Raw genomic sequence first — 23,689 nt, forward strand, 5'->3', positions numbered from 1 at the left:
ATTGCAAGGACCTCCCATGCGTGCGGAAACCCAGAATATCGTCGCAGACATCGAGAAATCGCTGGAACTGCTGGCCCAGCGGTTGAACTGGGAAACCGCCGAATACCGGCTGGAAGAGTTTAACGCGCGCGTCGAAGACCCCAATCTTTGGGACGATCCGGAGGCGGCACAAAAACTGATGCGCGAGCGCCAGGCGCTGGTGGATTCCATTGATACCTACAAGGGCATCAAGCAGGATCTGTCGGATAACATCGAACTGATAGAGCTGGGTGAAATGGAAGACGACGCCGAGGTGGTCAAGGACGCCGAGGCGGCGCTGGCGGCGCTCAAGGAGAAGGCGGCCGAAAAAGAGCTGGAGGCGCTGCTGGATGGCGAGGCGGATGCCAATGACACCTTTCTGGAAATCAACGCAGGTGCCGGCGGCACCGAGAGCTGCGACTGGGCCTCGATGCTGGCGCGGATGTATGTGCGCTGGGCTGAAAAGAAGGGCTACAAGGTCGAGCTGCAGTCCGAAAGCGCGGGCGATGAAGCGGGTATTAAATCCGCCGCCTACAAGATTTCCGGACACAACGCCTATGGCTGGCTGAAATCCGAAAGCGGCGTGCACCGGCTGGTGCGCATTTCGCCCTATGACTCGGCGGCAAAGCGGCACACCTCGTTCAGCTCCGTCTGGGTCTATCCGGTGGTGGACGACAATATCGAGATCGAGGTGAACCCTTCCGATATCCGCGTTGACACCTACCGTTCCTCGGGCGCGGGCGGCCAGCACGTGAACACCACCGACTCGGCGGTGCGGATCACCCACATCCCGACCGGCATCGTGGTGACCTCGTCGGAGAAATCCCAGCACCAGAACCGCGACATCGCCATGAAGGCGCTGAAATCGCGACTCTACCAGCAGGAACTGGACCGCCGCAACGCCGCCATCAACGAGGCGCATGAGGCCAAGGGCGATGCCGGCTGGGGCAACCAGATCCGCTCTTATGTTCTGCAGCCCTACCAGATGGTGAAGGACCTGCGCACCCAGCATGAGACCTCTGACACCAAAGGCGTGCTGGACGGAGATCTGGATGGCTTCATGGCCGCAACTCTTGCGCTGAACGTGTCCGGCAAGAGCCGCGCTGACGCGCAGGCTGAGGGCTGATCTATTTTTGACGCCGCTTTGGGTGTCTTTCAGAACCGGAAGGGGGGCGGCCTGCGCGGGCTGCCCCTTTGTTTTTTGGGCTGGCCTGCCAGGGCCGGGACCGCAGCATGAATCATGCATCCGCAAAGCATTTTATTCTGCGGGTTTCGCGGCTAGGTTCAAATGAAGCATTTCTGATGCTTCATTCAAAAAGACGCAGGCCATCCGCAACAGGACAGAAGACAGGGCCTGCCTGAGGGGAGGAGTAGCGTCATGACACCTGAAAAGCCCTTTGGCGTGCCGCCGCTGCAGCCGGTCACGACGCAGATGCTGTTCGAGGCACTGCGCCGGGGCTGGGCGGATTACCGCAGGATGCCGCTTTACGGGCTGTTCTTTGCTGCCGTCTATGTGCTGGCAGGCTGGGTGATGGCCTGGATCACCGTGCGCACCGGCACCACCTACTGGCTGGTGCTGGCGGCCATCGGTTTCCCGCTGATCGGTCCCTTTGCCGCGGTTGGCCTTTATGAGGTGTCGCACCGGCTGGAACAGGGCAGGGGGATTGCGGTCGGACGGATCCTGGGCGTGGTTCTGCAGCAAAGCCGCCGACAGCTGCCGTCGATCTGCGCCATCATCGTGGTGGTGTTCCTGTTCTGGTTCTTCCTCGGCCACATGATCTTTGCCCTCTTCCTAGGGCATGCGACGATGACCAATATTTCCACCTCGGCAGAGGTGTTCCTGACCGCAAACGGGCTGACCATGCTGGCAGTCGGCACCGTGGCGGGGGCACTGTTTGCCTTGCTTCTCTACATGATCACGGTGATTGCCTTGCCGCTGCTCCTGGACCGGGAGGTGGACTTTGTCACCGCCATGATCACCAGCTTCCAGTATGTGCAGCAAAACTTCGTGGTGATGATGATCTGGGCCGGAATGATTGCGGTCCTGACCTTTGCGGCGCTGCTGCCATGGTTCCTGGGGCTGTTCCTGGTGCTGCCCCTCTTGGGCCACGCCACTTGGCACATCTACAGGCTGGCTGACGCGAGTTAGCGTCAGTGGAAGGGCTGGGCCGTGTCCAAAAGACGCCGGTGGAAGGGCAACAGGGCGTCCTCGTCGGCAAAGCCCGCGCTTCGGGCGGCCGCCAGAACCTGGGACGTGTCGCGGCCAAGATGTTCATAGACCATTCGTGTAACCCGCTCCCCGGTACCGCTTTCCCGGACGGTGCGGGCGACATATCCCGACCAGAAGTTGTTCTGCAGGGATGCCACCCGCGCCAGGTAGTTGAACGAGTAGGTCATCGCCTTGCGCCGGGCGATAACAAAGGCCACGCCGTCCTCGTGGCCACTGATATAGCCGCGGAACTCCCGGACGTCCGGGCTGGATGGGAGGCCTTGGCTCAGCATCGCCTCTTTGGCCTCGAACCCCTTGATATAGGTGACGCCAGCCTCGCGGAACACATAGACAAGGCCAATTACGAATTTATCTTCATTGATAAAACTGCGGCGTGTGAACCGGTAAAACCCAGAAGGGAAAAACTCCTCGGTCAGCTGTTGAACGCCATGGCCAAGGAAATCAGCCAGAAATGCGCCGTTTACAACCTGACCCGCCTTTGAAAGCGTCTCAACCGGGTCCAGCAGGATACGCGCATCCACGTCAAAGAAACGGCAAATACGGTCCAGAATATCCGGGCGCGGAAAGCTCTCGCCGGAGAGGTAGCGGTTGAATTGCGTGCGGTTGATGCCCAGCTGGCGCGACAGCTCTGAAATCGACCGGTACTGCCGCGCCAATTGACGCAAGTTCGCGCCAAACATGTTCCTCAGGTCAGCTGGAGAGCGGTTCTGGCTGTTCATTCGGGGTCCTGACGGTTCGGCATTTACGTAGAATTTTCCCTTTTTGCCGGTAGGTTATGCCAGTAGTGGGCATCGGCACGTCAGCCTGTGAGACCAATTGGCGTCAGGGGTGTCTCTACTTCACGTCAGGAGGCTAGCCGAACTGACACAAAATGCAATAGCAGGACTCGTTTTTTGTCATGTTGGCGTCAGCTCAATTGCTTCAGAATTGATGGGCGGCAATATGAGGACTGGTATGATTGGAGTCATTTTATGGAGTGACGCTCCCCTGACCAAAGCCGTGATCTGGTGCGATGACCAGGGGGACCTTGCTTTTTACACAAATAAGCATGGGGCGGAGTGTGCTGAACTTAATCCGGGGGACTGGGTTGAGTTTGATGTAACCCTGAGTGGCAATGTCAGGGTTGCCGAAAATCTCGCGATTGTTCTGGAGCAGGGCAGCCCGGATCTCGCGGACCGGCTGAGTGCAACGGCGGAGTGCAAGGCGGCGGATGCCGGCAGCCAGGAGCAGAAGGTTATTCCTTTCCCGCTGCAGGCAGCAGAAAAGCGGCGCGTTGCCGCACCGCTTCAAACCGTTCAGCGATAGCACGGCCCGCTCAGGGCCGGGCCAGGGTCAGTTGCCGCGCAGCAGGGCGGCGACACCGGTGCGGGCAATCTCAGCCAGACCCAGCGGGCGCATCAGATCGGCAAAGGCATCGATCTTGTCCGGTGCGCCAGTGATTTCAAACACAAAGCTGTTCAGGGTGCTGTCAACCACATTGGCGCGGAAGATATCCGCCAGCCGCAGCGCTTCGACGCGCTTGTCGCCTTCGCCGGCCACCTTCAGGATTGCCAGTTCCCGCTCCACCGCGGCGCCTTCAACCGTCAGGTCATGCACGTCACGGACTGACACGATCCGGCCCAGCTGTGCCTTGATCTGCTCGATCACCTGCGGGGTGCCGGTGGTGACGATGGTGATGCGCGACAGATGGCCGGTATGGTCCACCTCCGCCACGGTAAGGCTTTCGATGTTGTAGCCGCGGCCCGAAAACAGGCCGATCACCCGGGCTAGAACGCCGGGTTCGTTTTCCACCAGAACCGCAATGGTATGGCGTTCCTGCACGTCCGAAAACGTCGGGCGCAGGTTGTAGGCAGAATGGCGGTTGGAGCCTTTTTTGATATGCAGGGCAGACATCAGTCGCCGTCCTTTCGTTTGTCGCTGCCAAAAGTTTTCAGAAAACTTTTGGCAAAATTCTTCACAAGAATTTTGCGGCGCGGCCGCGGTTACACCAGCACTGCGCCGCCGGCCTGGATAACGCCCTGCGTCTCCGCCTCGCCCAGCAGCATCTCGTTATGCGCCTTGCCCGACGGGATCATCGGGAAGCAGTTCTCGTGCTTCTCGACCAAGCAGTCGAAGATCACCGGACCGTCATATTCGATCATCTCCATGATCGCATCATCCAGGTCCTTGGGATCGCTGACGCAGATGCCCTTGCAGCCGAAGGCCTCGGCAAGTTTCACAAAATCGGGCAGCGCCTCGGACCAGCTGTGGCTGTAACGCTCGCCGTGCAGCAGCTCCTGCCACTGGCGCACCATGCCCAGGCGCTCATTGTTGAGGATGAATTGCTTTACCGGCAGGCGGAACTGCACCGCAGTTCCCATTTCCTGCATGTTCATCAGCCAGGATGCTTCGCCCGCGACGTTGATCACCAGCGCGTCCGGGTGCGCCATCTGGGCACCGATCGAGGCCGGGAAACCATAGCCCATGGTGCCGAGGCCGCCAGAGGTCATCCAGCGGTTCGGATCCTCAAAACCCAGGTACTGCGCCGCCCACATCTGGTGCTGGCCGACCTCGGTGGTGACATAGCGGTCGCGGCCCTTGGTCAGCGCCTCCAGACGCTGCAGCGCATACTGCGGCTTGATGGTCTTTTCCGAGTTCTTGAAGGACAGGCAGTTCACGGCACGCCATTCGTTGATCTGCTTGTGCCACTTGTCCAGCGCCTCTCGGTTCACCTTGCGGCCGCGCGATTTCCAGATCTTCAGCAGGTCCTCCAGCACATGGGCGACGTCACCGACAATCGGGATATCGACCCGGATCACCTTGTTGATCGAGGAGGGGTCGATGTCGATGTGGGCCTTCTTCGATTTCGGGCTGAAGGCGTCGATACGGCCGGTGATCCGGTCATCGAAGCGGGCGCCGATGTTGATCATCAGGTCGCAGCCGTGCATCGCCATGTTGGCCTCGTAAAGCCCGTGCATCCCCAGCATCCCCAGCCAGTTATTGCCGGAGGCCGGATAGGCGCCAAGCCCCATCAGGGTCGAGGTGACCGGAATGCCGGTGGCATCCACCAGTTCGCGCAGCAGCTGGCTGGCTGCGGTGCCGGAGTTGATGACGCCGCCGCCGGTATAGAACACCGGGCGCTTGGCCTTCTCGATGGCCTCGACCAGCTCGGTGATCTCCTCCATATCACCTTTGACTTGCGGCTGGTAATGCGAGGCCGATGGTTTCGGCCCCTGATACTTGCCGTTGGCGAACTGCACGTCCTTGGGAATGTCGACGAGAACCGGGCCGGGACGGCCGGACTTGGCGACGTGGAACGCCTCGTGCAGAGTACCGGCCAAAGCATCAGTATCCTTGACCAGCCAGTTGTGCTTGGTGCAGGGGCGGGTGATGCCGACGGTATCGGCCTCCTGGAAGGCGTCGGAGCCGATCATGAAGGTCGGAACCTGTCCGGTCAGAACCACGATCGGGATCGAGTCCAAGAGCGCATCTGTGAGGCCGGTCACCGCATTGGTGGCACCGGGACCGGAGGTCACCAGCACGACACCGGGCTTGCCGGTGGAGCGGGCATAGCCCTCAGCGGCGTGCACCGCGCCTTGCTCATGGCGGACCAGCACGTGACGGATATCATTCTGCAGAAAGATCTCGTCATAGATCGGCAGCACGGCGCCGCCTGGGTATCCGAAGACTACGTCCACACCCTGGTCCTTCAGGGCTTGGACAACCATCTTTGCGCCGGTCATTTCACGTGTCATCTGCTTTTTGCTCCAATTGGCGGCATCGTCCGTTACGCATAAAAAAAGCCCCCGATTTCTGATCGGAGGCGCATGGGTTCGATTATGGTCTACCGTTACCGGCCCATGCGCTTGGTTCCTACGATTACGACTAGGGTGGTCACTGCCACAGGCTCCTCTTTGCGTTGCGGGCGACATTATGTCTGCCGGGCAGGGGCGTCAACCGCGAAAGCTGTCAAAAAACACCTGTTCAGGGACATTTTCTTGCTCACACCCTGGGGTGCGGCGAAATTTCCGCGAAAATGACGGGGTGTGCCGGTGCGGATTCGTTCAAAACCGGCACTCTCATGTCCCGTTTGTGCCAGATCAGCCAATCCGCAGCGGGCAAGCTCACCCTTAGAGAGGCGACAGGGAAGGACATAAACATGGCTGAACTTGCGGAACTGGTGGACCTGGGGCGCTATCCGATCGACAGGCCTGGCTCGCCCGCCTATGCGCGGATGATGGCGGACGTGCAAAGCGAACTGGAAGCTGACGGCTGCGCAGTGCTGCCGGGCTTTGTGCATCCGGACGGCATCGCAAGGCTGGCAGCCGAAGCTGATACCGTTGCGGATCAGGGGCACAAGTCGTTCAGCCGCACCAACGCATACTTCTCCAAGGACGATCCGTCGCTGCCGGAAGACCACCCGGTGCGCCAGTTCTATGACCGTTCCAACGCCTTTATTCCCGCCGACAATTTCAGCGCCGCCAGCCCGCTGCGGACAATCTACGAATTTCGCGGCTTCATGCCCTTCATCCGCGAGGCGCTGGGAGAGCCGGAGAACCGTTTCTTCCGTTATGATGACCCTTTGGCGGATGTGATCATCAACATGGTTGAGGAGGGCGACGGCTTCCCCTGGCATTTTGATACCAACAACTACACGGTGACGCTGGCGATCCAGAACGGCGAGGCAGGCGGCGATTTCGAATACGCTCCGATGCTGCGCACGCCCACGGATGAAAACTACGACGGCGTTGCGCGGGTGCTGGCGGGCGGCTCGCCCCTGGTGCGCAGGCTGGTGCTGCAGCCGGGCGATCTGCAGATCTTCCGCGGCCGCTATTCATTGCACAGGGTAGCCCCGGTCGAAGGCCCGAGCAGGCGGTATGTCGGTATCTTCTCCTTTGTCGAGACTGAGGGCATGTGCGGCGGGGTGGAGCGCACCCGGCAGCTTTATGGCCGCGTCCTGCCGCACCACTACGAACGTGAAGGCCTGCGCGCGGACGCGCTGCGCGACTGAAAAAAACTGGCGCCCCGGGGGGAGGGCGCCCGGACGGGCACAACAATGTCGCGGCAATGCCGGGGATTACTCCGTCAGCGCGTTATGCCCGAAATAGAGGAACTCCTTGTCCATTCCCTGCACATCCGCCGCCGCCAGCGACAGGGAGGCCCTATCCAGCATCTTGAAGCTTTTCTGGTCCTTCACCCAGGTGTCGGCGGGCTGCAGTGTCGACAGCGTATAGGTGGTGGTTTCCGACAGGTAGTGGGTGGGGATCACCACCTTGGGCTGGATCCGTTCCACCAGCGCGTTGGCCTGCTCATAGGACAGGATGTGCTCAGAGCCGTCCACCGGCAGGGTCAGCACGTCGATGCGCCCGATGGCGTCCCAGAACCCGTCTGCCGGGTCGGGCCGGTTGTCTCCCCAGATCAGAGTGCGGATGCCGCCGGTCTCCACCACATATGTCACCATATCCATGTGGCCCGGGTTGTTGGGCGGGCAGGCCTCGACCCCGAACTCGGCCAGGGCGTTGGTCCAGGGGTACCAGCCCGGCGCGACGCAGGCGTGCTTGTCGGCATAACCAGTAATTTTTAAGTCCGCGAACTCGAACGTGCCCACCATCCGGTCCAGCACCATTGTCGATTGCGGGCGGTCGATGGCGTCATGGTCGAAATGGGTGTGGGTGGACATGGTGATATCCACCAGCGTTTCCGGGAATTTCTGCTTGAACCACAAGCCCCAGGCGCCGGAGGGATCGTCCCGCCACGGATCAAAAAGGATCGAGGCACCGCCGGGCGAGGTGATCTTGAGGGCGCAATGGCCGTAGAAATCGATCTTCACTTCGCCATCCGCAAAGGCCGACATGTTCTGCAGATCGATCACATGGTTGTTGTTGCCGGGCTGCAGCCAGTCGGTTGATTGCGCCTGTGCGCTGGTGCTGCCCAGCAGGCTGGCGGCTGTTCCGACGCCTGCCGCGCCTGCGGCTGCAAAGAAGCTGCGCCGGGACAGGCCGGGCGCCAGTTCATCCTTGCGGCCGTCGAGCCTGGCCGGTTTCAGGTCCTTCTTTTGCTCATCCATTGGTTCCGTCTCCCTGTTGTTGTCCAGCCGCCGCCTTGGCGCAGCGATGCAAACAGGCTAGGCGCCGGCAGCCCCCAGGGGTGCCCCGAAAGATTATGGGGGAAATATGGGGGCAATCCCCATAGTGGCGACGCACGCGCCAGCGGCGGGTCCTTGCTGTGCAGGAAATCCGGGCCTTGGCGCTCCTCCCGGTTTCTGGCAGCCTGTTCTGAAAGGATCCGGACGGAGCCGGGCAGCAAAACACCTCTTGGAGCGGGCAGAGAGCATGAACATCACACGGCGTCATTTCGGATTTGGCCTTGCAGCCTTGGGGCTGAGCGCCTGCAGCAGCACGGTACCCGCAGGCAGTGGCCCCAGCGGCACATCCGGCCTGCCAGCAGACCTGCGGCCCGTGCCGAATGCGGGCTATGACGCTTGGGTTGCCGCCTTCCGCACTCGGGCAGAGGCCCGCGGCATTTCCCAGTCCACCTTGCGCGCCGCCTTCCGCGGGGCAGGGTATCTGCCCGGCGTGGTCAAACGCGACCGCAATCAGACCGAATTCAAGCGCTCGCTGGAGGATTACCTCTCCATCGCCGTCTCGGACGAGCGTCTGACCAAAGGCCGCGCCGCCTTTGCCCGCCACCAGTCCACCCTGCGCACATTGGAGCGCAGCTATGGCGTTGATGCGGAGATCATCTGCGCGATCTGGGGGCTGGAGAGCTTCTTTGGCGAGCGCCGCGGCAACGTGCCGGTGATTTCCGCCACCTCGACGCTGGCCTATGACGGGCGGCGCGGAGCGTTCTTTGAAAAACAGCTGCTGGCGGCGCTGAAGATCCTGCAGAACGGCGACATCACGCCCGCCCGCATGACCGGCAGCTGGGCCGGCGCCATGGGGCATACCCAGTTCATCCCGACCTCTTATCAGGCCTTTGCGGTGGATTTCACCGGCGATGGCCGCCGCGACATCTGGTCGGAGGACCCGACCGACGCGCTTGCCTCCACTGCCGCGTATCTGCAACGGAACGGCTGGACCCGCGGCCTGAAGTGGGGCGGTGAGGCCGGTGCGCCGGGCACGCCATCGGGGCGCAGCCTGCAGCCGCAGCCGGGCGGGCCGGTGTTCACCGTCACCAGCAACTTCAACGTGATCAAGCGCTACAACAATTCAGATGCTTATGCGATCGGCGTGGGCCATCTGGCCGACCGCATCGCCGGCGGCGCCCCTTTGCGCGCCAGCTTTCCGCCGGACAAATACGGGCTGACCAAAGATGACCGCATTCTGCTGCAGAAACGCCTGACCGCGCGCGGCTTTGACACCGGCGGCGCCGACGGGGTGCTGGGACCGAAAAGCCGCGCGGCGATCAGCGCCTACCAGTCGAGCCGCGGCCTGCCGGCAACCGGCGACCCGTCTCAGGCACTGCTCAGCAGTCTGAACTAGCGGCTACTCCGCCGAACTCAGCGCAATCAGATGCTGGCGCAGGTTTTCGCGCCGGCTGAGGCCCAGTTTCTGGCGGATGTTGTTGCGGTGGAAATCGATGGTGCTGGTCTCGCGCCCCAGGGTGGCGGCGATCTCTTTGGTGGTGCGGCCCATCATGATCAGCTGCATGATCTCTGTTTCCGCTGGCGTCAGCTGCTCCAGCGTCTGTGCCAGCTTGGACGAGAGCGCTGAGGTGATGTTCTTCAGATTGTCCTCGATCATCATCAGATAGGCGCTCTGCAGCTCGCGCCCGGCATCCAAATGCCTGAGTTTGGCCACATAGGGCAGCACCATGCCCTTGATCTGCTGCACGATCTGCTGTTCGCTTTCGTGGCGCGATGCCTCCACGTTGTCGATCAGCACCCGCAGTGCGGTGTTGGCCTCTTCCAGCGCCTTGGTGCGGCGCTTGATGGTGTCCTCCCGCGCCCGCACCGTCTCGCGCAGTTCCGCTTGCGCCTGCTTGCGCTGGGCCACCTCCAGCAGCAGTGCCAGATCGCCCTCGACCACCCGGCAGAACTCCTGCAGTCCCTTGCGGAACATCAGCGCGCGCTTGTTGCGCCGGGTGTCGAGCACGCAGATGGTGCCGTAAACCTCGCCATCCGGCCATTTGATCGGATAGCCGATATAAAAGGACATGGCGTGCTCCATATCCTCGTTGTCCTGCCAGCGCGGTTCGCACTGCGCGTCCTCGACCATCAGTTCGCCGTCGTTTTCAAAGACACCGAAGCAATAGAGCTTTTCGTTCAGATGGTACTTGCGGCCCGGGTAATAGGGATTGTTCTCTGAAGTGTTGGAAACCTTGACCCGGTGGTCCAGATCGACCGTTGCCATGATCAGCGCCGCGGGAACATCGGTCAGCTCGGCCACCAGATCCACCACCCGCTGCCATTTGGCCTGGGTCTGCGGGGGGATCGCGGGCTTGTCTGTGGTCATGGCGCAGCTCCTTGACGCGCAAGGCTAGGGCAGGGGCTGCGGATCACAAAGAAAAATCTGGAAGCGGTCAGAAACCGGCGCCGGTTCCCTGCAGCACCCCATGCTCCAGCGCATAGCGGGTGAGGCCAGCGGTGGAGGAAATGCCCAGTTTGCGCTTGATGTTCTTACGATGGGTCTCGACTGTTCTGACAGAAATATCAAGCGTTTGCGCGACTTCCTTGTTGGATTTTCCTTGCGCTAGTTCCAAGAGGATTGTCTGCTCGCGCCCCGTGAGCGCCTCGCGGATATCGCCGTCCTTGGGCTTTAGCGAGCCTGCGGCGCCGGTGCAGAGATAGGTCTTGCCCTGCATCACCGCATCGATGGCCTGTTTGATCTCGTCTGTCGGCACATCCTTCAGCACATAACCCATGGCCCCGTGGCTGAGCGCGGTGGAGATATATTCGGCGCTGTCATGCATCGACAGGATCAGGATCCGGGTGCCGGGGTGCTGTTCCAGGATGATCTCGGTGGCGCTGAGGCCGCCGAGCTTGGGCATGTTAAGGTCCATCAGCACCACGTCAGGCGCCAAAAGGCCCATCTGGTCCACCGCAACCTGACCATCTGTCAGGGAGCCGACAACTTCGATGTCATCATAGCTTTCCAGGATCGACTGGATGCCTTCAGCGACCATCGGGTGGTCATCCACGATCAGAACTTTCACCGGATCCGCCATCATCCCCCCAACGGCAGTTGTCGAACTATGCAAAGGCCGCGCAGGGCACCGTATCCTCCCCAGGCTACGGTAATTGCGCTGGTGTGCCTTCCTCGCCCGGCGGCAGCAGGTGGCTCAGGGGCAGGCTTGCCTCGATCACGGTGCCTCTCTGGGTGCCCCGTGATGACAGAATGCGCAAGGTGCCGTCAAGCTGCTCAATCCGTTCCTGCATGTTGCGCAGGCCGATCCCAGGCCCGGTGCGGGCGTCGCGCGGCGGCAGCCCGCGGCCGTTGTCGGAGATCCGCATGGTGGCGCCGCGGGTGTGGCCGCGCAGGTCGATGCTGACCTTGGTGGCCTCTGCATGGCGCTCGATATTGGTCAGCGCCTCTTGGGCAATGCGGTAGAGAGCGATCTTGGAGTCCTGGTCCAGGCGGTTGCGGAACACCACGGTGGAAAACTCTGTCTCGATGCCGGTGCGTGCGGCGAAATCGTCTGTCAGCGCCTTCAGCGCCGGCCCCAGACCCAGATCGTCCAGCACGCCTGGGCGCAGGTCGCGGCTGATCCGGCGCACCTCCGTGATGGCGGTCAGCAGGTTTTCTGCGCCTTTCTCCAGCGGCGCCGCCGCGCCCTCTCCATCGCCGCGCGACAAGCGGCGGCGGGTGTTGTCCAGGGCATAGCGCACCCCGACCAAGAGCTGGCTGATGCCGTCATGCAGCTCCCGCGCAACCCGTCCGCGTTCCTCTTCCTGGGCGTCGAACACCCGCTGGGTCAGTTCCTTCAGCTTGGCATCCGCCAGCCTCCGCTCGCGGATGTTCAGGAACATGCCGGAGGCAAAGACCAGCGCCAGCGAAATCAGCGTGATCGCACCGATGTACAAGAACGTGCGCCGCACCCGCGCCTCCACCTCTGCCCGCGAGGCGGCGACCGTGGCCAGCACATCGTCGATGAAGACGCCGGTGCCGATTGCCCATTGCCAGTCCTGCAGGCCCAACACATAGGCGATCATCTGCGCCTCTTCGCCGGTGGAGGGCTTCTCCCAGGTGAAACTGTGCCAGCCGGCGCCGTCGCGGGCGAGGCGGATGAACTCATCCACCACCGGCACGCCTGCGCTGTCCCGCAGCCCGGCCCAATTGCGGTTGATGTACTCGGTCTGCCGCGGGCTCACCAGGTTGGTGCCGTCATAGTCGTAGACAAAGAAGAACCCGTCTTTGCCGTAGATCATCGCGCTGAGGATTTGGGTGACCCGCTCCTTTGCGGCCGCATCATCGGGTGCCGCCAAGCCATAGATATGCGCAAAGCCGTTGCGCGCCTGGGTCACGTAATTACGCAGCTCCGCCTTCTTGGCTTCCAGCAGCTGCATTTCCAGCGCCTGGATCTCGCGTTCGGCCAGAGCGCGGGACTGATAGCCCACCACCAGCGCAATCGCAGTGCCCGCCACGATCAGCGGCAGGGTCATCAGCAGCGACAGTTTCTGCGCGTAATCGGGGCGCAGCAGGGAACGGAACAGGCGCATGAGCACTCCGCGGGAATGGGTCAGAATCGTGTACCGAATCATTGCGCAGCCGCCCAGCGGAATCAAAGGGGCAGGGGCGGTTTGCACTTAATGCGGGAGATTTCGGTTTTCTCATCGCGTGTGAAATGCATGCGATGTGCTGCAATTACCGGCAAAAACGTTCCGTTCTACGCAGTACTAGGTATTCACATAAAATTCATCGCCGCTAGGCTGACCGCACTCGAACCGATCCGCCTTGGGGGGACCTGGGGCAATCCGAATTGATAATGGGAGGAATAATTAATGGATCGCCGTTCTTTCTTGAAAACATCCGCGCTGGGCGGGTCCGCAGCAGCAGCCAGCACCCTGGCGGCACCGGCCTATGCCCAGGGCAACCGCACCCTGACCATGGTCACCACCTGGGGCCGCGGTCTGGCAGGCGTGCATGACTCGGCGCAGTTTGTGGCCGACACCATCACCGCCATGTCCGACGGCACCCTGACCGTTGACGTCAAAGCCGCAGGCGAGCTGGTTGGCGCGTTCGAAGTGTTCGACGCCGTGACCGCAGGCCAGGCCGACATGTACCACGCCGCTGACTATTACTTCGTCAGCCAGCATCCGGGCTATGCTTACTTCACCGCCGTGCCCTTCGGCATGACCCCGCAGGAACTGGTCAACTGGTACTACCACGGCGACGGCCATGCGCTGCATGACGAGCTGGGCCAGATCTTCGGCCTGAAGTCCTTCATCGGCGGCAACACCGGCCCGCAGGCCGGCGGCTGGTTCAACAAGGAAATCAACGGCCCCGAGGACTTCAACGGCCTCAAGTTCCGGATGCCGGGCCTGGGCGGCAAGGCGCTTGGCAAGCTTGGCGCCTCCGTGCAGAACATCCCGGGCTCCGAAGTGTATCAGGCCCTGTCCTCCGGCGCCATCGACGGCACCGAGTGGATCGGCCCCTGGGCGGACGAAAAGGCGGGTTTCCAGGAAATCACCAAGACCTACTACACCGCCGGCTTCCACGAGCCGGGCGCGGCGCTGTCGGTTGCCACCAACCGCGACGTGTTCGAAGGCCTGTCGCCTGCCCATCAGAAGATCATCGAGATGGCATCGGCTGCCGGCCACCAGTGGAGCCTGGCGCAGTTCATGAACAACAACGGTGCAGCGCTTCAGCGCCTGCAGTCCGGCGGCGTGAAAACCCTGGAATTCCCCGACAGCGTCTGGGATGCCTTCGGTGCAGCGACCAAGGAAACCTTGGACGAGTTCATGGGCGACGAGCTGTTTGCGAAAATCCGCGGCAGCGTCGAAGCGTCGATGAAGGCCTCCTCCGGCTGGATCACCAAATCCGAAGGCGCCTACCGCGTTCAGCGCGACCGCGTCCTCGGCTGATCTGCCTGACCGGCATCAACCGGATCCTCCGCGCACGCCGCGGGGGATCCCTTTCCAGTTGCGTGACGCGGGGCCAAAAGGCCGGCCGACTGGCCGCGCGCCTGACCCGCCGCAGCAAAGACCCCCGGGGGAAACATGCAGGAAGAGAGTGGCCTCACCTTCTTCGGCGCCATAGCGGGCGGATTGCTCTGGCTGGTCCAGAACATCGCCGGCGCCTTTTACAATTTCGGCTATGCCATCACCCATCCGCAGCTCTGGCTCGACTGGTCCGACAAGGCCTCGATCATGCGCTTCGTCTACTACGGCGGCTCTGTCGAGTTTTTCTTTGTCGTCTTCACCGCCTTCCTGGTGCTGACCGCCATCGGAATTTACTTCCGCGGCTTCATGTGGGGCATGGTCCGCGGGCTGGAGGGGATGGCCAACACCGTGGGCCGCTTCTTTGCCTGGGCGGGCCTACTGATGGTTTTGCAGCAAATCATCATCGTCTTCATGCAGCGGGTGTTCGCACGGCCTGACATCAGCTTTGGCTTTGGCATTCCATTCAGCCAGGACATCAGCTGGTTTGCCGAAGAGTTGAAGTTTTACAACGCCTTGGTGGTCTGTCTTTGTGTGACCTACACCTTCGTGCAGGGCGGGCATGTGCGGGTGGATCTGATCTATTCAGGCATCAGCTTCCGCGCCAAAAAGGTCGTCGACATGCTCGGCTCATTGCTGTTCATGATGCCCGCCGCGGTGCTCACATGGATGTACGGATGGTTCTTCCTCTGGCGCCACCTGATCGTGCCGAAACCTTCGGCCTCTGACACGCTGGACAGGCTGGTGATGAAATCCCGCGCCCTGCGCTGGAACGTGGAGACCATCGGCTTCAGCCCCAACGGGTTCAACGCCTACTTCCTGTTCAAAATCCTGCTGATCGCCTTTGCAGGCCTGGTGTTCCTGCACGCCATCGCCTTCTTCTACCGCTCCTTCCTGGAGTTCGTCGAAGGCCAGGGCAGTGAAAACAAATACCTCGACAAGGACAGCCTTGGAGAGGGTGAAGAAGCCTACGAAGGCACGCATTAAGGGACGTCGGAAACATGCTATTTGGACTTGATGGCGTCGAAATCGGCCTGCTCATCGTATTCTTCTGCCTCTTCGGGGGCATTCTCTCCGGCTTTCCGGTGGCCTTTGCCATCGGCGGCGCCGGGATCATCTCCTTCGGGATCATCGCCGCGCTGGACAGCGCCGGCATCCTGATCCACCAGGCCATCGACACCTCGTCGCAGGCCTACCGCGATCTGGTGGGATCGGGCATCAGGCCCGACAAGATATCCGTCTTCCGCTACCCGGACCTGCCGCGCATGGCGGAGCCGGTGTTTGCTCAGGGCTGGGAAGTGGCGCTGGACCGCAACGTGTCCTTCATCGTCAACCGGATGAACGAGCGGGTGCTGGCGGGCGCGTCGATTGAAACCCTGCTGGCGGTTCTAATGTTCGTTCTGATGGGTATCACCCTGGAACGCTCCAAGATCGCCAACGACCTGCTGACCACCATGGCGCGCGTCTTTGGCCCGCTGCCTGGCGGTCTGGCGGTGTCGATTGTGGTTGTGGGCGCGTTCCTCGCAGCCTCCACCGGCATCGTTGGCGCCACCGTGGTGACCATGGGCCTCTTGGCCCTGCCCACCATGCTGCGCAACAACTACTCGCCGGAGCTGGCGACCGGCGTGATCGCCGCCTCCGGCACCCTTGGCCAGATCATTCCGCCGTCCATCGTGATCGTTCTTCTTGGCACGCTGGCGGGCGACCTCTACTCCACCGCGCAGGAAACCCGCGCGATGGAGGCAGGCTGTTCCGACGCGCTCACCTATCTGGGGGAGCCGGCGGTGGTTTCGGTCGGCACGTTGTTCCAGGCGGCGCTGCTGCCGGGTATCATGCTGGCGATCCTCTATGCCACCTACGCCTTCGGCTACGCGCTGCTGAACCCGCATAAGGCGCCGGCTGTCAATATCGAAGGCGGCACTGGCGAGGTGATCACCCGCAACGAAGGGCTGATCTGGTTCCTGGGCGTGCCTGCGGCGCTGATCGGCGGTGCGGTCCTGCTCTCCAGCTTCAACGTGATCGGCAGCCAGAACATCACTGTCTCCACCTTCTCGGATGCTGGTGAGACCGCGTCCCTGCGCACCAGCGTCGGCGCGGAATGCAAGGCGTCCATGATTGAGCTGCACGGGCAGGACGCCTGGGATGCCGCGGTGGAAGAGCAGAAGGTGATCAACGAGGCGGGCGGTGTGACCCTCGCCGAGCGGCTGAGCGAAGAGGAAATCGCCGCTGCCCGCGAAGCCAAGATCGGCGGCGCTGCACCCATCGGCACCGGTATCACTGTGATCATGGTCCTTCTGGGTTTGGTGCTGGCCTTTGGCCGCGGTGTTGCGCCGTCGCGCGATGCCAAGCCGCTGATCCTGGGGTCTATCGGCATCCTGCTGATTGCGCTGGTGGATCTGGTGGCAATTGCGCCGACGACCTCTGCCGGGGTGACAGTGCTGTGGATCGCGCTGCCGCTGCTGCTGGCGCTTTATGGCTGCCGCGAGGCGGCTGCCCGCTGTGCCAAAAACGATCTGATCCGGGTGGTGTTCCCGCCGCTGGTGCTGATCGTCGCGGTGCTGGGTTCGATCCTGGGCGGCATCACCAACCCGACGCCGGCTGCGGCGCTGGGGGCAGGTGGTGCCATCATGCTGGCGGCCTACCGCAAGCTGCAGGATGAGGGCAAATCGGGCAAGATCATCATCTGGTCCACCTTTGCCGTCATGCTCTGCATCCTGATCGGCATGAACTTCGACCTGCGGGTGAACCAGGGCGGCGTCAGCGTCGAAAGCTGGATCGCCTTCATTGCGGCCTATGCGATGTACCTCTATGCGCTGTTCGGGCTGCTTTATGGCTGCTGGGTGCTGTTCAAGTCCGGCGTGCTGACCCCAGTGGTGCGGGAAACCGCCAAGGTGACCTCGATGGTCTTCACCATCCTGATCGGCTCTCAGCTGCTCAATCTCGTGGTGATCTCCTTTGGCGGTGAGCACTACATCCAGCAGTTCCTCAAGAGCTTTGACAACGAGATGACGGTCTTCCTGATCGTGATGCTGGTCTTGTTCTTCCTGGGCTTCGTGCTCGACTTCCTGGAGATCATCTACATCGTGATCCCCATCGTCGGCCCGGTGATCTATGGCGGCTCGTTCGACCCGAAATGGGTGACCATCATGGTGGCGGTGAACCTGCAAACGTCGTTCCTCACCCCGCCCTTCGGCTTTGCGCTGTTCTACCTGCGCGGGGTGGCACCCAAGGAGGTCACGACGGCCCATATCTACCGCGGGATCGTGCCGTTTGTGCTGATCCAGGTCGTCGGCATCGGCATTCTGTGGATGTTCCCGTCGATCGTCACCATCGTTCCGGCGCTGATCCCGAACTGATCTGGGCGGCAGGCAAGAAACGGAGAAGGGGCCCCATGCGGGCCCCTTTGCATGCCTGGAACCGGCAGGGGCGCTGCCCCTCTGCGCCGCTGGCGCATTCACCCCGGAGTATTTGCGGAAAGATGAAAGGAGGCGGCGCGGGCCTCAGGTGAACTGGATCAGGTCCCAGCGGTTGCCAAAGGGGTCGCGCCAGACCGCAACGGTGCCATAGGGTTCATGCCGCGGCTCTTCCTCAAAGACCACGTCCTTGGCCAGCATTGCCGCATGGTCGCGGGCAAAATCATCGGTGGCCAGGAACAGCCCGACGCGGCCGCCGAACTGGTTGCCAATGGCGGCCTCCTGCACGGGTCCTTCGGCGCGGGCCAGGATCAGGCTGCCCTGTTCGGCCCCGGGCGGCAGGATCCGCACCCAGCGCTTGCGGCCCTGATCGATATCCTCCGCCAGCTGCCAGCCCAGATGGCCGCAGTAAAAGGCAATCGCAGCGTCGTAGTCCGGCACTACCAGCGAAACGGCATGGAGAAATTGCATCAGCGTTCGCGGTGAATCGGCTGCTCGGGCAGCTGGATATTGGCGACCTGTTCGGCAATCGGGTCGGTCGACAGCGGGTGGCTGGCGGTCTCGAACTGGGCCGGATCCGCCATCTTCTTCCATTCGCTTTGGTGATAGATTTCCAGTCCGGAAAACTTGGCCTTATATCCCATCTTCTGGCTGCCGGGCACCCAGTAGCCGAGGTAGACATAGGGCAGCCCCGCCTCCTGCGCGATCTTGATGTGATCCAGGATCATGAAGGTGCCGAGGGAGTCCTGAGGCCGGTCCGGGGCATAGAAGGAATAAACCATGCTGAGGCCATCCTCCAGCACATCGGTCAGCGACACCGCGGTCAGTTCGCGGCTGCCCGGTGCCGCATATTCCACCACCCGGCTGCGCACCGGGGTTTCCTCGATCATTGCGGCGTATTCGAAGACGTCCATATCGGCCATGCCGCCATCGGCGTGGCGGCTGTCCAGGTAATTGCGGAACAGGGAAAACTGATCCTCCGTCGCCCAGGGCGAGGTCGCCCGCCGCTCCAGATGCGCGTTGCGTTTCAGGGTGCGCTTCTGGCTGCGGGTGGGGCTGAAGGCCGCCACGTCGATCCGTGCCGACAGGCAGGCGGAACATTCCGAGCAGGACGGGCGGTACAGCACATTCTGCGAGCGGCGGAACCCCTGCTGGCTGAGGCTGTTGTTCAGCTGGTCCACCCCGTCGCCTTGCAGCGCGGTGAACAGCTTGCGCTCCATCCGTCCCTCCAGATAGGGGCAGGGCTGCGGAGCCGTCACATAGAATTGCGGCGCAATGGGAAGAGTATGGCGCATCGGATCCCGTCGGCAGTTTCGCGGAACAGGCGGAACAGATCGCCTGCGGTCCCAAAGATGATAGCAACGCGGTTCCAGTGCGCCAAGCGCTGTTATGGAAAATGGTTTAACGCTGTCTTGCCGGTTTCATTCAAACACGCCGGTTCAGCATCACGGTACCGAGGAAATGGTCCGTCAGCCCCTGGCTGCGCGATGAGGTGAGCATCAGGATCACCGAGATCACCTGCAAAACCGGCAGCGCCAGCGACAGGCTGTAGCCTGCCGTATGCAGCGCAGCCATGCCGCTGTCCATCCGGCGGCCTTCGCCGTCGCGCAGCTCAATACCCGCAAAGCGCATGCCCCATGTGGCAGACCCGTTGGCGATGGTCACGGTCCGGTAGGCAAAGCCGACCGCCAGGTACAGGAGCGGCCAGATGAACAGGCCGGTAAAGGCGGTTAGAACCACCGCTCCGGCGCTGAGTCCAAAGATCAGGATGCTGTCGACGATCCAGGCGATCAGCCGCTTGGCGGGCACAGACGCATAGAATTCTGCCTGGTAGTCGGGATCGGGCAGGGCGGTCATGAAACAATGTCCTTTTCAGCAGGTGCAACGGGAAAACCCCGCCCGGACGGATGGGCGGGGCAGCCGGAGGGGCAGGATCAGTGGCGCTTGGGTTCGCCCTGGTCTTCGCCGTCGTCCTCCAGGTCTTCGCTGGACGCGGTGCGGGCGCGCTCGTCCATGAACTCATCGAACTCCGCCTTGTCCTTGGCTTCGCGCAGGCGCTGCAGGAAGGCCTCAAAGTCATGCTGTTCCTGTTCCAGACGGTGCAGCGTGTCGGCCTTGTAGGCGTCAAAGGCGCTGTTGCCCGAGGGTTTCATCGCCGAGTAGCCATGGCGGGCCCAGGACTTGCGGTGGCGGCAGGAGGATTTGCTGAACATGCGTTTGCTCCAGATCATGTAGAAGAGAAGGGCCAGGCCAACCGGCCAGAAAAACACGAAACCCAGCACCATGGCGGCGATCCATGCGCCTTTGCCCTTGCTGTCCAGCCAGGCTTCGCTGCGGGAAAACCAGCCCTGTACCGGGGCGGCAGGGGCGGTCGGGGTGAAACTCGTCATCGGGGTCCTCCAGGTTGCGGGTGAATGTAAATCCCTTTCACATGACTGCATATCGGAAGCCGCCAGCAGGCTTTCAAGGCCTGATGTAAATCTTTTTCACATTTTGATGCTGAACAGCGCTGCAACGGCGGTCTGGCGCGAAAACCACGCATACAGGAAGCTGCGGAAAGGCAGGGAGAAGAGGGTGCGCGGTTATGCTCCGGTTACAAGGCCGGATGCGGGGAAACACTGCAAAACAGCTGCGAGAACCAGTCAGAAATCACGGACAGATCCAAGCGCCCCCTGAAAACAAAACACTCTTTACTTCGAAAAGGCTCCGTAACGGGAGCATAACCGTAACGTTAACATTACCTTAAAATTCAATCTTAACCTATTCGGGTATTCCAGACCTCTGCGTAAACCTATGCGGCAGCGCGGCAATTCACCCATTGACGCCATCCTGCCTGCGGAACAGTGTCGTTTCCATGACGACTGAGCTGACAATTTCCCGCATTCCCCGCCCGTTTGACCCGGATCTCGGCGCAGAGGCGCGGGCACTGGTGCCAGAGCTGTCGGGCGGTCTGGCAGACCTGGTGGCGGGGGCCTGCGGGTCCAGCCCGTATCTGAAGGAGCTGACGGACCGGGAGGCAGGCTGGCTGCCTCAGGCGCTGCACGATCCGGAAGCCGCGGTACAGCAGGTCTTTGCGGACTGCCGCGCGCTGGAAGCGGCGCAGCTGAAACCGGGCCTGCGCCAGGCCAAGCGGCGGCTGGCGCTGCTGACTGCGCTTTGCGACCTCTCGGGCGGCTGGTGCCTGGAGCAGGTGACCGGGGCGCTCACCGGTTTCGGGGCGCTGTGTGCAGACGTTGCGATCAAGGCGGAGATCGCCAATCTGATCCGCCGCAAGAAACTGCCCGGCCTGACAGAAGACGACGTGGAAACCGCGGGCGGCCTCACTATCCTGGCGATGGGCAAGATGGGCGCGCATGAGCTGAACTACAGTTCCGACATCGACTTGATCTGCCTGTTCGACGAAACCCGGTTTGACCCGGATGATTTCTACGAGGCGCGCCAGGGCATGGTGCGCGCGACCAAGAACATGTGCGCGGCACTCAGCGACCGCACCGGCGACGGCTATGTGTTCCGCACCGACCTGCGGCTGCGCCCGGACCCGGCCGTCACCCCTGTCTGCCTGGCGATGGAAGCGGCGGAGCGCTATTATGAAAGCCTCGGCCGCACCTGGGAACGCGCCGCCTATATCAAGGCGCGCCCCTGCGCCGGCGACATCGCGGCGGGGGAGCGGTTCCTGAACACCTTGCGCCCCTTCGTCTGGCGGCGGCATCTGGACTTTGCCGCAATCCAGGACGCCCATGACATCCGCCTGCGCATCCGAGAGAACAAGGGCACCGGCGGCGCACTCCACGTGCCGGGCCACGACATGAAGCTGGGCCGCGGCGGCATCCGCGAAATCGAGTTTTTCACCCAGACCCGCCAGCTGATCGCCGGCGGGCGTGACGAGTCCCTGCGCCTGCGCGGCACGGTGGAGGGGCTGGCAGCGCTGGCCGGCAAGGGCTGGGTGCCGCCGGAGGTGGCAGAGACCCTGACAGCCCACTACCGTGCCCACCGCGAGGTCGAGCACCGTATCCAGATGGTGCATGACGCCCAGACCCACCGGATGCCGAAATCCGAGGACGGCATTGCCCGCATTGCCTGCCTGATGGACCGCGACCCGGCAGAGCTGCAGGCCGAAATCAAGATCCGCCTGGAAGAGGTGCATGAGCTGACCGAGGGGTTCTTTTCTCCCGGTGCAGCTCCGGCGCCTGCGCCTTTGGCAGCGGAGTCGGCGGAACTGGACGGCGCCATCATTGCCCGATGGCCCACCTATCCGGCGCTGCGCTCATCACGCGGCGCGCGGATCTTTGAAGGGTTGAAGCCAGAGCTTCTGGCCCGCGTGGCCAAGACCGCAAAGCCGGCTGAAACCCTGCTGGCGCTCGACGGCTTCCTGGCCGGGCTGCCCGCCGGCGTGCAGCTGTTCTCGCTCCTGGGCGCCAATCCGCAGCTCATCGACCTGCTGGTCGATATCGCGGGCACCTCACGCGATCTGGCCGCCTTCCTGTCGCGCAACTCCGCCGTTTTCGATGCGGTGATCGGGGGCTCTTTCTTCGACCCCTGGCCGGGGGCGGACAGGCTGCGGGCGGAGCTGAAAACGCGTCTGGAGCAGGAAGAGGATTATGAAACCCGCCTCGACGCCACCCGGCGCTGGTGCAAGGAATGGCATTTCCGGATCGGCGTGCATCACCTGCGCGGGCTGATCGATGGCCATCAGGCGGGCACCCAGTATGCCGAGCTGGCCGAAGTGGTGATTGCAGGCATCGCGCCGGAAGTGGTTGCGCAGTTTTCGAAAAAACACGGACCCCCGCCGGGCCGCGGCGCCGCGGTGCTGGCAATGGGCTCGATGGGGGCAGGGCAGATCAATGCGCAGTCCGACCTCGATCTGATCGTGATCTACGACCCGGCGGGAGTGGAAATGTCCGATGGCAAGCGCCCGCTGGCCACGCGCCCCTATTTCGCGCGCCTGACCCAGGCCTTTGTCACAGCTTTGTCAGCGCCGATGGCGCAGGGCCGGCTGTATGAGGTCGACATGCGCCTGCGCCCGTCTGGCACACAAGGTCCCGTCGCCGTCAGCTTTGCAGGTTTCACCCTGTATCAGCAGAACGAGGCCTGGGTGTGGGAGCATCTGGCCCTCACCCGCGCCCGAACCATCGCGGGCGACCGCAGCCTGACCGGCGAAATCGAGGACTTCCGCACTGGCTTCCTGTCAGAGCCTCGTGACAGCGGCAAGGTGCTGCGCGAAGTGGCGCAGATGCGGGAACGCCTCGCTGCCGCCAAGACACCGGCAGGCGTCTGGGACGCCAAGAACGGCCCCGGGCGGATGATGGACATCGAGCTGCTGTCGCAGGCAGGCACGCTCACCTCTGCCTCTGCCGCCCGCGATGTGGCCTCCGGTCTTCGCGGCGCTGTCGCTGCCGGATGGCTGAATGACGCGGATGCGGAATACCTGACGGCCGGATACCGTCTATTCTGGTCCGTGCAATGCGCAGCGCGGCTGCTCTCTGGCAAGGCGCTCGACGCCGAAAAGATGGGAGAGGGCGGGGCGCAGTTCCTCGGCCGCACCACCGGGTTCGACCGGCTGGAAATGCTGGAGCAGGAACTGCAGGACCGCTACGGACGCTGTGCTGCGCTGATTGGCGAAACCTTGGAAAGGGAAGCAGCGGATGAAGACGGGCAGCACTGAACAGGACCCGCGCGGGCTGATCTACGAATCCTACCGGATCGAGGGCATCACCGATGCCCAGTGCCGCAGCATCTTCTTTGACTGGGCGCTGGGCATGGACGCCGCGCGCGACAGCCGCGCCGACATTCAGGCGCTGCTGGACATCTATGGCGATGGCCAGCCGGAACATCCGATGACGGCGGTGCTGCGCGACGGGCTGCAAGGCGCCGAAAAACCGCGCCGCCGCGGCGGCTGGCGCTCACGCGAACGCTAGATCCCTGAAACCACAAGCTTAACTTCTTTCGCCGCCT

Annotated in this window: 21 protein-coding genes; 10 read left to right on the plus strand and 11 right to left on the minus strand. The window is 62.5% G+C overall.

The annotated features are described in order from the left end of the window. The first annotated feature begins 16 nt into the window (after positions 1-16). Together prfB and K3725_RS06480 are read left to right on the plus strand one after the other, a co-directional pair. Positions 17-1,144, plus strand: coding sequence for a peptide chain release factor 2 (prfB, locus tag K3725_RS06475; protein ID WP_260017997.1), 1,128 nt, complete (start codon positions 17-19; stop codon positions 1,142-1,144). Between the two features lie 252 nt (positions 1,145-1,396). Next, positions 1,397-2,167 carry a DUF2189 domain-containing protein gene (locus tag K3725_RS06480; protein ID WP_260017998.1) on the plus strand — a complete coding sequence of 257 codons (771 nt, stop codon included), beginning with the start codon at positions 1,397-1,399 and terminating at the stop codon, positions 2,165-2,167. Between the two features lie 2 nt (positions 2,168-2,169). Here the strand turns inward: K3725_RS06480 and K3725_RS06485 are convergent, their stop codons facing one another. After that, a complete protein-coding gene (locus tag K3725_RS06485) occupies positions 2,170-2,967 on the minus strand; it encodes a helix-turn-helix domain-containing protein (protein ID WP_260017999.1) in 798 nt (265 codons plus the stop codon). Between the two features lie 235 nt (positions 2,968-3,202). On the opposite strand from K3725_RS06485, the gene K3725_RS06490 reads away from it, so the two are divergent. Continuing rightward, complete coding sequence (locus tag K3725_RS06490; RefSeq protein ID WP_260018000.1) at positions 3,203-3,553, plus strand: hypothetical protein; 351 nt, start codon at positions 3,203-3,205, stop codon at positions 3,551-3,553. Positions 3,554-3,580: 27 nt separating this feature from the next. Here the strand turns inward: K3725_RS06490 and ilvN are convergent, their stop codons facing one another. Together ilvN and K3725_RS06500 are read right to left on the minus strand one after the other, a co-directional pair. Next, positions 3,581-4,141, minus strand: coding sequence for an acetolactate synthase small subunit (ilvN, locus tag K3725_RS06495; RefSeq protein WP_260018001.1), 561 nt, complete (start codon positions 4,139-4,141; stop codon positions 3,581-3,583). 89 nt (positions 4,142-4,230) lie between these two features. After that, positions 4,231-5,982 (minus strand): acetolactate synthase 3 large subunit, encoded by a 1,752-nt coding sequence (locus K3725_RS06500; protein WP_260018002.1) that lies wholly within the window; start codon positions 5,980-5,982, stop codon positions 4,231-4,233. Between the two features lie 404 nt (positions 5,983-6,386). On the opposite strand from K3725_RS06500, the gene K3725_RS06505 reads away from it, so the two are divergent. Continuing rightward, the gene (locus tag K3725_RS06505; RefSeq protein ID WP_260018003.1) at positions 6,387-7,238 is read left to right on the plus strand and encodes a hypothetical protein; all 852 of its coding nucleotides are present in this window, start codon (positions 6,387-6,389) and stop codon (positions 7,236-7,238) included. A gap of 66 nt (positions 7,239-7,304) precedes the next feature. On the opposite strand, the gene K3725_RS06510 is transcribed toward K3725_RS06505, so the two are convergent. Further along, positions 7,305-8,294, minus strand: a complete 990-nt coding sequence (locus tag K3725_RS06510) for an MBL fold metallo-hydrolase (RefSeq protein ID WP_260018004.1) — start codon at positions 8,292-8,294, stop codon at positions 7,305-7,307. Positions 8,295-8,559: 265 nt separating this feature from the next. On the opposite strand from K3725_RS06510, the gene K3725_RS06515 reads away from it, so the two are divergent. Continuing rightward, positions 8,560-9,708, plus strand: coding sequence for a lytic murein transglycosylase (locus K3725_RS06515; RefSeq protein ID WP_260018005.1), 1,149 nt, complete (start codon positions 8,560-8,562; stop codon positions 9,706-9,708). Positions 9,709-9,711: 3 nt separating this feature from the next. Here K3725_RS06515 and K3725_RS06520 read toward each other — a convergent pair whose 3' ends face one another. From K3725_RS06520 to K3725_RS06530, 3 genes are all read right to left on the minus strand, one after another. Beyond that, positions 9,712-10,680 carry a LuxR C-terminal-related transcriptional regulator gene (locus K3725_RS06520; protein ID WP_260018006.1) on the minus strand — a complete coding sequence of 323 codons (969 nt, stop codon included), beginning with the start codon at positions 10,678-10,680 and terminating at the stop codon, positions 9,712-9,714. 67 nt (positions 10,681-10,747) lie between these two features. After that, entirely contained in the window at positions 10,748-11,392 is a 645-nt protein-coding gene (locus K3725_RS06525; RefSeq protein ID WP_260018578.1) for a response regulator transcription factor, read from the minus strand. 64 nt (positions 11,393-11,456) lie between these two features. After that, positions 11,457-12,884 carry a cache domain-containing protein gene (locus K3725_RS06530; RefSeq protein ID WP_260018007.1) on the minus strand — a complete coding sequence of 476 codons (1,428 nt, stop codon included), beginning with the start codon at positions 12,882-12,884 and terminating at the stop codon, positions 11,457-11,459. Between the two features lie 282 nt (positions 12,885-13,166). On the opposite strand from K3725_RS06530, the gene K3725_RS06535 reads away from it, so the two are divergent. The 3 genes from K3725_RS06535 (at position 13,167) to K3725_RS06545 (ending at position 17,680) form a co-directional block, all read left to right on the plus strand. Then, a complete protein-coding gene (locus tag K3725_RS06535) occupies positions 13,167-14,249 on the plus strand; it encodes a TRAP transporter substrate-binding protein (protein ID WP_039178705.1) in 1,083 nt (360 codons plus the stop codon). Positions 14,250-14,384: 135 nt separating this feature from the next. After that, a complete protein-coding gene (locus K3725_RS06540) occupies positions 14,385-15,311 on the plus strand; it encodes a TRAP transporter small permease subunit (RefSeq protein ID WP_260018008.1) in 927 nt (308 codons plus the stop codon). Positions 15,312-15,325: 14 nt separating this feature from the next. After that, complete coding sequence (locus K3725_RS06545) at positions 15,326-17,680, plus strand: TRAP transporter large permease subunit (RefSeq protein ID WP_260018009.1); 2,355 nt, start codon at positions 15,326-15,328, stop codon at positions 17,678-17,680. 144 nt (positions 17,681-17,824) lie between these two features. Here the strand turns inward: K3725_RS06545 and K3725_RS06550 are convergent, their stop codons facing one another. The 4 genes from K3725_RS06550 to K3725_RS06565 form a co-directional block, all read right to left on the minus strand. Further along, positions 17,825-18,208, minus strand: coding sequence for a VOC family protein (locus K3725_RS06550; protein WP_260018010.1), 384 nt, complete (start codon positions 18,206-18,208; stop codon positions 17,825-17,827). Further along, positions 18,208-19,032, minus strand: a complete 825-nt coding sequence (locus K3725_RS06555; RefSeq protein WP_260018011.1) for an arginyltransferase — start codon at positions 19,030-19,032, stop codon at positions 18,208-18,210. The genes K3725_RS06550 and K3725_RS06555 overlap by 1 nt, the downstream gene beginning before the upstream one ends. Positions 19,033-19,162: 130 nt before the next feature. After that, positions 19,163-19,594: an RDD family protein gene (locus tag K3725_RS06560; protein ID WP_260018012.1), complete on the minus strand. Its 432-nt coding sequence runs from the start codon at positions 19,592-19,594 to the stop codon at positions 19,163-19,165. A gap of 77 nt (positions 19,595-19,671) precedes the next feature. Continuing rightward, positions 19,672-20,127 carry a DUF2852 domain-containing protein gene (locus tag K3725_RS06565; protein WP_260018013.1) on the minus strand — a complete coding sequence of 152 codons (456 nt, stop codon included), beginning with the start codon at positions 20,125-20,127 and terminating at the stop codon, positions 19,672-19,674. 464 nt (positions 20,128-20,591) lie between these two features. Here K3725_RS06565 and K3725_RS06570 point away from each other — a divergent pair, with 464 nt between their 5' ends. Next, a complete protein-coding gene (locus K3725_RS06570; RefSeq protein ID WP_260018014.1) occupies positions 20,592-23,399 on the plus strand; it encodes a glutamine-synthetase adenylyltransferase in 2,808 nt (935 codons plus the stop codon). Continuing rightward, the gene (locus tag K3725_RS06575) at positions 23,380-23,652 is read left to right on the plus strand and encodes a hypothetical protein (protein WP_260018015.1); all 273 of its coding nucleotides are present in this window, start codon (positions 23,380-23,382) and stop codon (positions 23,650-23,652) included. Before K3725_RS06570 ends, K3725_RS06575 begins: the two co-directional genes overlap by 20 nt. Positions 23,653-23,689 lie beyond the last annotated feature (37 nt).

Origin of the sequence: Leisingera sp. S132 (assembly GCF_025144465.1) — a bacterium.
Classification (GTDB): domain Bacteria; phylum Pseudomonadota; class Alphaproteobacteria; order Rhodobacterales; family Rhodobacteraceae; genus Leisingera.

Excerpts from the sequence above, each read along its gene's own strand:
- K3725_RS06480 (WP_260017998.1), top strand. The coding sequence starts at position 1,397 with ATGACACCTGAAAAGCCCTTTGGCGTGCCGCCGCTGCAGCCGGTCACG.
- K3725_RS06525 (WP_260018578.1), bottom strand. The coding sequence starts at position 11,392 with ATGGCGGATCCGGTGAAAGTTCTGATCGTGGATGACCACCCGATGGTC.
- K3725_RS06520 (WP_260018006.1), bottom strand. The coding sequence starts at position 10,680 with ATGACCACAGACAAGCCCGCGATCCCCCCGCAGACCCAGGCCAAATGG.
- K3725_RS06575 (WP_260018015.1), top strand. The coding sequence starts at position 23,380 with ATGAAGACGGGCAGCACTGAACAGGACCCGCGCGGGCTGATCTACGAA.
- K3725_RS06560 (WP_260018012.1), bottom strand. The coding sequence starts at position 19,594 with ATGACCGCCCTGCCCGATCCCGACTACCAGGCAGAATTCTATGCGTCT.
- K3725_RS06540 (WP_260018008.1), top strand. The coding sequence starts at position 14,385 with ATGCAGGAAGAGAGTGGCCTCACCTTCTTCGGCGCCATAGCGGGCGGA.
- K3725_RS06565 (WP_260018013.1), bottom strand. The coding sequence starts at position 20,127 with ATGACGAGTTTCACCCCGACCGCCCCTGCCGCCCCGGTACAGGGCTGG.
- K3725_RS06515 (WP_260018005.1), top strand. The coding sequence starts at position 8,560 with ATGAACATCACACGGCGTCATTTCGGATTTGGCCTTGCAGCCTTGGGG.
- K3725_RS06485 (WP_260017999.1), bottom strand. The coding sequence starts at position 2,967 with ATGAACAGCCAGAACCGCTCTCCAGCTGACCTGAGGAACATGTTTGGC.
- K3725_RS06550 (WP_260018010.1), bottom strand. The coding sequence starts at position 18,208 with ATGCAATTTCTCCATGCCGTTTCGCTGGTAGTGCCGGACTACGACGCT.
- K3725_RS06535 (WP_039178705.1), top strand. The coding sequence starts at position 13,167 with ATGGATCGCCGTTCTTTCTTGAAAACATCCGCGCTGGGCGGGTCCGCA.
- K3725_RS06570 (WP_260018014.1), top strand. The coding sequence starts at position 20,592 with ATGACGACTGAGCTGACAATTTCCCGCATTCCCCGCCCGTTTGACCCG.
- ilvN (WP_260018001.1), bottom strand. The coding sequence starts at position 4,141 with ATGTCTGCCCTGCATATCAAAAAAGGCTCCAACCGCCATTCTGCCTAC.
- K3725_RS06555 (WP_260018011.1), bottom strand. The coding sequence starts at position 19,032 with ATGCGCCATACTCTTCCCATTGCGCCGCAATTCTATGTGACGGCTCCG.
- K3725_RS06510 (WP_260018004.1), bottom strand. The coding sequence starts at position 8,294 with ATGGATGAGCAAAAGAAGGACCTGAAACCGGCCAGGCTCGACGGCCGC.
- K3725_RS06490 (WP_260018000.1), top strand. The coding sequence starts at position 3,203 with ATGATTGGAGTCATTTTATGGAGTGACGCTCCCCTGACCAAAGCCGTG.
- K3725_RS06505 (WP_260018003.1), top strand. The coding sequence starts at position 6,387 with ATGGCTGAACTTGCGGAACTGGTGGACCTGGGGCGCTATCCGATCGAC.
- K3725_RS06545 (WP_260018009.1), top strand. The coding sequence starts at position 15,326 with ATGCTATTTGGACTTGATGGCGTCGAAATCGGCCTGCTCATCGTATTC.
- prfB (WP_260017997.1), top strand. The coding sequence starts at position 17 with ATGCGTGCGGAAACCCAGAATATCGTCGCAGACATCGAGAAATCGCTG.
- K3725_RS06530 (WP_260018007.1), bottom strand. The coding sequence starts at position 12,884 with ATGCGCCTGTTCCGTTCCCTGCTGCGCCCCGATTACGCGCAGAAACTG.
- K3725_RS06500 (WP_260018002.1), bottom strand. The coding sequence starts at position 5,982 with ATGACACGTGAAATGACCGGCGCAAAGATGGTTGTCCAAGCCCTGAAG.